Below are 5046 nucleotides of genomic sequence, written 5' to 3'. Positions count from 1 at the left end.
CCTTGGACGGGGTGAGGGCTGAACAACAGGAACGTGCCAATGGCAGCCCATGGCAGCCCATGGAGGCGACGGCATGACTACTATCGACCTGACGTTACACGGCGAAAGCGCCAGCGACCTGGCCTGTTACCTGCGGGCCGTGGCCGAGCAATTCGACACTGAAGGACAGGCCACATTGCCGCCGGCTGGCCATGAAAGCCCCGTGCGAGTGAATGATGCCCTGGTGGGGACGGTTGCTGTACCGGGCCGGTTGAGCTTTGAGGATGCCGCCAATCTGGCCAGTGCTGAACGTATCGGCAACATCAGCACATTAGACCAAGCCCATGCGGTCCTGCTGGCGCTGGTGAGCGTGCTACGCAATACCAACATGCCCTTAGCCCACCGTAATGGCTTGCTGATCGCTCTGGACATCATCGCCGCCGCTCTGAACGAGCGCCAGCTTCGTTCGAGAGGAAATGCTAGAGGAGGGAGGCGGATGTTCACCATTGCCTATGCGCTGATCGTCGCCTGGCGCTGGCTAGTTCAGCGCTTTCCACAGCTCAACCATCGCCGTGAGGCGAAGGAGAACACCAAATGACAGCCATGAAAAAGCCCGCACAAAGGCGGGCTAATCCAAATCACATGAGCGGCCAAGCTCAGGGCTATATTACCACCGACCCCGCTGATCCGCACATTTTGCTGAGTTGTTTGGACAAAGTGAAGCAGACCCGCTCCGACGCCTGGCAAGCCTGCTGCCCTGCACATGACGACCGCAGCCCATCGCTCAACATTCGCCTGGCTGATGACGGAAAGATCCTGCTCAAGTGCTGGTCTGGCTGTGGCGCTGCCGACATCGTGGCCGCCGTTGGCCTGGAGCTGTCCGACCTATTCCCCAGGCGTGAACGCGACACCTGGAGCCGGCCCGTCTCACCCTCACAGCGCTGGATTCCTCGCGACGTGCTGTCATCGCTCGCCAGTGAAGCGCTGATCGTGCTGATGGCTGCCGAGCACCTGCACAGCGGCAAGCCGTTGCCGACCGCCGATACCGACCGACTGGCTGTTGCTGCCGGTCGCCTGCGTAACGCTGCAAGGGAGGTGGGCTGCTATGAGTGAACCCGCTATCGACCGTGGTGCCGCCTTCCTGGACAGCCTGAACGATGCACACCTGGAACGCGCCCAGGAACCGACAAAACCAACGCCGCTGCCTGACAGCCTGCCGCCGGTGAAGGCATTCAACCCCGAGATGCTGCCATCTGATCTGCGTAGCTATGTGATGGATGTCTCGCAGCGCATCCAGTGCCCGCCCGAGTATTGCGCCGTTGCTGCACTGGCCCTGCTATCTGGCCTGATGGGCCACAAGGTACGGCTCAGGCCCAAGCAGCATGATGATTGGGAGATTGTCATCGTGCTTTGGGCGCTGCTGGTGGGCGACCCATCGGCCATGAAGACGCCGGCCATCAAGGCCATGCGCTTTGCCATTGACGCTATCGAGGCGGATATGCGGCGCGCCTTTGAAGCTGCCCAGGCGGACCATGAGCTTGATGCCGAGCTTAACGAGATGGCCAAGGCTGCTGCCAAGAAGAAAGCCAAAGGCTTTGCCGACAAGGGCGATATGCAGGCCGCCAAGGACGTGCTGGCCAGCGTGGAGGAGTTGGCGCCAGCCCAGAATGCCCAGCGCCTCACCATGAACGATGCCACCGTGGAGAAGGCCGGCGAGCTGATGAACGGGAGCGAGCACCACCTGACCATCGTGCGTGACGAGATGGCAGGGCTGCTCAGCAAGATGCAGCAGGAAGAGTATGCAGCCGACCGAGCCTTTTACCTGGAGTGCTACAACGGTGACTCACGCTTCACCTATGACCGCATTGGGCGCGGAACGGTGGCTATCGAGCGCTGCGCCCTAAATCTGCTTGGCGGCATCCAGCCCAGCAAGCTGGCGCCTATTGTGCGCGGTGCCAGCAAAGGCACGTCTAACGATGGTCTGATCCAGCGCTTCCAGTTGGCTGTATGGCCTGATCCGGCGCGTGACTGGCAATGGATCGACCGCACGCCCGGCCCCCAGGCCAAAGAAGAATACTCTCGGGTGTTCTACCGGCTACATGGCCTAGACCTTGGTGCCGATGAGGACGGCAACCCACCCGCTTGGCGCTTCACCGCAGCCGCACAGCAGCACTTCATCACCTGGATGGTGGAGATCAACCAAGAGTGTCGATCCGGCAGCCTGTCTCCGCTGATGGCTGAGCACTTGATGAAGATGCCCAAGACCGTGGGCAGCCTGGCGCTGCTGTTCGCCGTGGTGGACGGTGATCATGGCGAGGTAGGCGAGGTATCAACGCTGCGTGCTCTCGAGTGGGCAGACTTCCTGCGTACTCATGCCGAGCGACTGTACAGCGCCTCGACGAACCGAGACATAGAGGCGGCAAAGATGGTTCTCAGCCGTCGCGACCGCCTGCCCCAGCCCTTCAAGGCCCGGCAAGTACAGCAGCGCGGATGGTCTGGCCTGGATACCAGTGAGGCGGTGCAAGGCGCGCTCAGCTTACTGGAGGAGCACGGCTACCTGACCGCTATCGAAACGCCAACCGCTGGACGCCCCCGAACAGATTACTACTGGCACCCCGATCTTGTGGCTCAGCAGGAGGGAAAGTAATGGGACGTTGGCTCTCAAAAATCCAGAAAAGCACCAGTCAGCCACCCTACAAAACCTACGAAAGACCTTCTGTAGGTTCTGTAGGCACCCCACTCGGCGCATTTGATGAAAACCAGACGTCAGACCCAAGCGCTTCTGTAGGTTCTGTAGGTAGGCCGCCCGGCGCATTTGATGAAAATCAGGCGCCCGGCCCGCTGTCCGACATCGACACCATCATCAGCGTGCTGGTGAAACAGGTAGGCCGTGACCTTGGTCCCGAGCTGGTACGTCGAGCGCGGCATGTCATGGCACCGATGAGCCGTAAGGATCGAGCCGAGCTTGCCGCTGCGCTGGATGATGCCTTTGAGGTGGCCCCGAGCGTGGGTGCTGCCCGCTGGCAGTGCCACCGGTTGCTGAGCGATAACAAAGCATTGGCAGAGGCTAAGGCGGCATGGCCTGGTCTACCGCTACCAATGGAGGATGAGACTCATGGATGACGCAATACGGGAAGCCACCCGCCTACTGGCCAGCCTGCGCTCGATGCGTGCAACTCAGGTGATCGTGGATGAGGCCGAGCTGCTGCTGTCTGCCTTGAAGCATGACTCCAACCGCCACGTGCTGAATTCTGCTATCGAGGCACTGGAGCGCATCGACGGACAAATGCCACAAGGTGCCTTGGCTGGGCTGGTGAGTGTCAGGCTTCGCACCCTGGCCGGGATGATTGCAGCGATGCAGGACAGCACACCAACACCGCCACCTGCGGCCTGACATGGAGAACACCATCATGACGATTATTACCCGTGACGCACTCGCACAAGCCGCCCATGAGGGCACCGGCATCGAGTATCTGACGCCTGGCCAGGCATGGGCCGCTGATCACCTTGCCAAGGCGCTGGACGCGGATGAGGGCGATCCACTGGCCCATGCCGAGAAAGCTGGCTTTGCCGACCAACTACGCACCATGCCGCCCAACCCGCTGCACTGATCTGAACAAAACTGAACATCACCGGCCCTGGCAATCGCTGGGGCGTTTCACTGATCGAACATGGCTTTTTGTATCTTTTAAGCTACAATGATCTTCCATGATAGAGCTGACGCACTACCTGACCGCCGATGGCTACGACCCTTTCCAAGCCTGGCTGGATAGCGCCAAGCATAAGGACCGCCGCGCAGCCATGCGCGTGTTAACCCGCCTTAACCGCCTGGCTACAGGCAACGCTGGGGATGCCAAGGCCGTAGGCAATGGCGTGATGGAGTTGCGAATCGACTATGGCCCAGGCTATCGCGTCTATTACGCCACGATAGACCGACGCTTAGTCATGCTGTTGATAGGCGGGAGCAAGAAGCGCCAGCAGGCTGACATCGAGCAGGCCAAGGCGTTTCTGGCTGACCATCGAAGGAGAACCAAGATATGAGAAGCCACGATGATGCGGTTGTCGATATGCTGCGTAGCGATCCCGACATGGCCGCCGACTATCTGCGCACGGCCTTCAACGAGCTGGATGAAGAAGGCGGTGAACCGGCCTTTCTGATGGCGCTACGACACGTCGTCGAGGCCCAAGGCGGGATGGCTATTATTGCCAAGCGTGCCAAGGTGTCGCGCGAAAGCCTGTACCGCGCCCTGTCTCGCACTGGCAATCCCACCCTGAAAACCCTGACTACTGTTATCAAGGCGACAGGAATTCACTTTCACGACCTTACCCACGCTCCATAGTCGCTTGAGATGAATCGCTGACTACGGCCCCGGCAATCACTGGTGCTGTTGCGTTATTATTGGCGCCAGCACCTTGCTAGAGCACCCATGCCAACCCGTCGCACAATCACGAACCGCTGCATTCACCTGGAAGATGGCACCCGGCTGATCGTAGCTATACCGACGCATCACATCAGGGCCTGGCCCGATCCGTGGCCAGTGCGTGTTGCCCGCCGCTGGTTAAGGAAGTGAGCAGGTGGAACAAGGTAGCTGGTGCCGGTAGTTCACATACTTGGTGCACACCTCCGGTGCGCACTTCTGACTGCGCACCTGGAGGCCCAGCCCGGTGTGTTCAGCGTTGGACGCATCGCCAGGCGGGAGGAGTTTTTGGAGCAGTACGCACGCGAGAAGGACCACTGATGGACGATCAAAACGAGCTGCGACGCCGATACCGTAAATGGACCCGAGCCACGACCAAGGGAGGAAGCACAGCCTTCCCGGAGGAGCTCAGCGACTTGCGCTGTGGTGCCAAGACAAGAGCAGGGACACCGTGCAAGCGCCGGGACCTGTACGCATCAGGCCGCTGTCGTCTCCACGGGGGATTATCCACTGGGCCGAAGTCTGGACCGAGGGCGAAGCGACCGGAGCCAGTCGAGGTGGAAGCGCCTGATGATCCAGCAAGGAAAGCTGAGGTTATAGAAGCTTTGCGCCGCCAAGGGATTCATGTGAGCGACATTAGGGAGCGGTT

Annotated in this window: 9 protein-coding genes; all 9 read left to right on the top strand. The window is 60.3% G+C overall.

The genetic code is table 11. The annotated features are described in order from the left end of the window. Positions 1-73: 73 nt before the first annotated feature. Positions 74-577 carry a hypothetical protein gene (locus ACTH3D_RS12620; protein ID WP_441667478.1) on the top strand — a complete coding sequence of 168 codons (504 nt, stop codon included), beginning with the start codon at positions 74-76 and terminating at the stop codon, positions 575-577. After that, on the top strand, positions 574-1092 hold the full coding sequence (locus ACTH3D_RS12615) for a hypothetical protein (RefSeq protein WP_441667477.1): 519 nt from the start codon (positions 574-576) through the stop codon (positions 1090-1092). Before ACTH3D_RS12620 ends, ACTH3D_RS12615 begins: the two co-directional genes overlap by 4 nt. Then, the gene (locus ACTH3D_RS12610) at positions 1085-2626 is read left to right on the top strand and encodes a YfjI family protein (protein WP_441667476.1); all 1542 of its coding nucleotides are present in this window, start codon (positions 1085-1087) and stop codon (positions 2624-2626) included. The genes ACTH3D_RS12615 and ACTH3D_RS12610 overlap by 8 nt, the downstream gene beginning before the upstream one ends. After that, positions 2626-3102 (top strand): hypothetical protein, encoded by a 477-nt coding sequence (locus ACTH3D_RS12605; protein ID WP_441667475.1) that lies wholly within the window; start codon positions 2626-2628, stop codon positions 3100-3102. Before ACTH3D_RS12610 ends, ACTH3D_RS12605 begins: the two co-directional genes overlap by 1 nt. After that, positions 3095-3373: a hypothetical protein gene (locus tag ACTH3D_RS12600; protein ID WP_441667474.1), complete on the top strand. Its 279-nt coding sequence runs from the start codon at positions 3095-3097 to the stop codon at positions 3371-3373. The genes ACTH3D_RS12605 and ACTH3D_RS12600 overlap by 8 nt, the downstream gene beginning before the upstream one ends. A 16-nt stretch (positions 3374-3389) precedes the next feature. After that, positions 3390-3590, top strand: a complete 201-nt coding sequence (locus ACTH3D_RS12595; protein ID WP_441667473.1) for a hypothetical protein — start codon at positions 3390-3392, stop codon at positions 3588-3590. 97 nt (positions 3591-3687) lie between these two features. After that, positions 3688-4020 carry a type II toxin-antitoxin system RelE/ParE family toxin gene (locus ACTH3D_RS12590; protein ID WP_441667472.1) on the top strand — a complete coding sequence of 111 codons (333 nt, stop codon included), beginning with the start codon at positions 3688-3690 and terminating at the stop codon, positions 4018-4020. Beyond that, on the top strand, positions 4017-4319 hold the full coding sequence (locus ACTH3D_RS12585; RefSeq protein ID WP_441667470.1) for an addiction module antidote protein: 303 nt from the start codon (positions 4017-4019) through the stop codon (positions 4317-4319). Before ACTH3D_RS12590 ends, ACTH3D_RS12585 begins: the two co-directional genes overlap by 4 nt. A 398-nt stretch (positions 4320-4717) precedes the next feature. Further along, on the top strand, positions 4718-5046 hold a 329-nt coding region (locus tag ACTH3D_RS12580; protein ID WP_441667469.1), incomplete at its 3' end, for an HGGxSTG domain-containing protein.

Origin of the sequence: Halomonas sp. (genome assembly GCF_052095765.1) — a bacterium.
Classification (GTDB): domain Bacteria; phylum Pseudomonadota; class Gammaproteobacteria; order Pseudomonadales; family Halomonadaceae; genus Halomonas.
This window is presented reverse-complemented; position numbering and strand designations above follow the sequence as displayed.

Excerpts from the sequence above, each read along its gene's own strand:
- ACTH3D_RS12620 (WP_441667478.1), top strand. The coding sequence starts at position 74 with ATGACTACTATCGACCTGACGTTACACGGCGAAAGCGCCAGCGACCTG.
- ACTH3D_RS12615 (WP_441667477.1), top strand. The coding sequence starts at position 574 with ATGACAGCCATGAAAAAGCCCGCACAAAGGCGGGCTAATCCAAATCAC.
- ACTH3D_RS12610 (WP_441667476.1), top strand. The coding sequence starts at position 1,085 with ATGAGTGAACCCGCTATCGACCGTGGTGCCGCCTTCCTGGACAGCCTG.
- ACTH3D_RS12605 (WP_441667475.1), top strand. The coding sequence starts at position 2,626 with ATGGGACGTTGGCTCTCAAAAATCCAGAAAAGCACCAGTCAGCCACCC.
- ACTH3D_RS12600 (WP_441667474.1), top strand. The coding sequence starts at position 3,095 with ATGGATGACGCAATACGGGAAGCCACCCGCCTACTGGCCAGCCTGCGC.
- ACTH3D_RS12595 (WP_441667473.1), top strand. The coding sequence starts at position 3,390 with ATGACGATTATTACCCGTGACGCACTCGCACAAGCCGCCCATGAGGGC.
- ACTH3D_RS12590 (WP_441667472.1), top strand. The coding sequence starts at position 3,688 with ATGATAGAGCTGACGCACTACCTGACCGCCGATGGCTACGACCCTTTC.
- ACTH3D_RS12585 (WP_441667470.1), top strand. The coding sequence starts at position 4,017 with ATGAGAAGCCACGATGATGCGGTTGTCGATATGCTGCGTAGCGATCCC.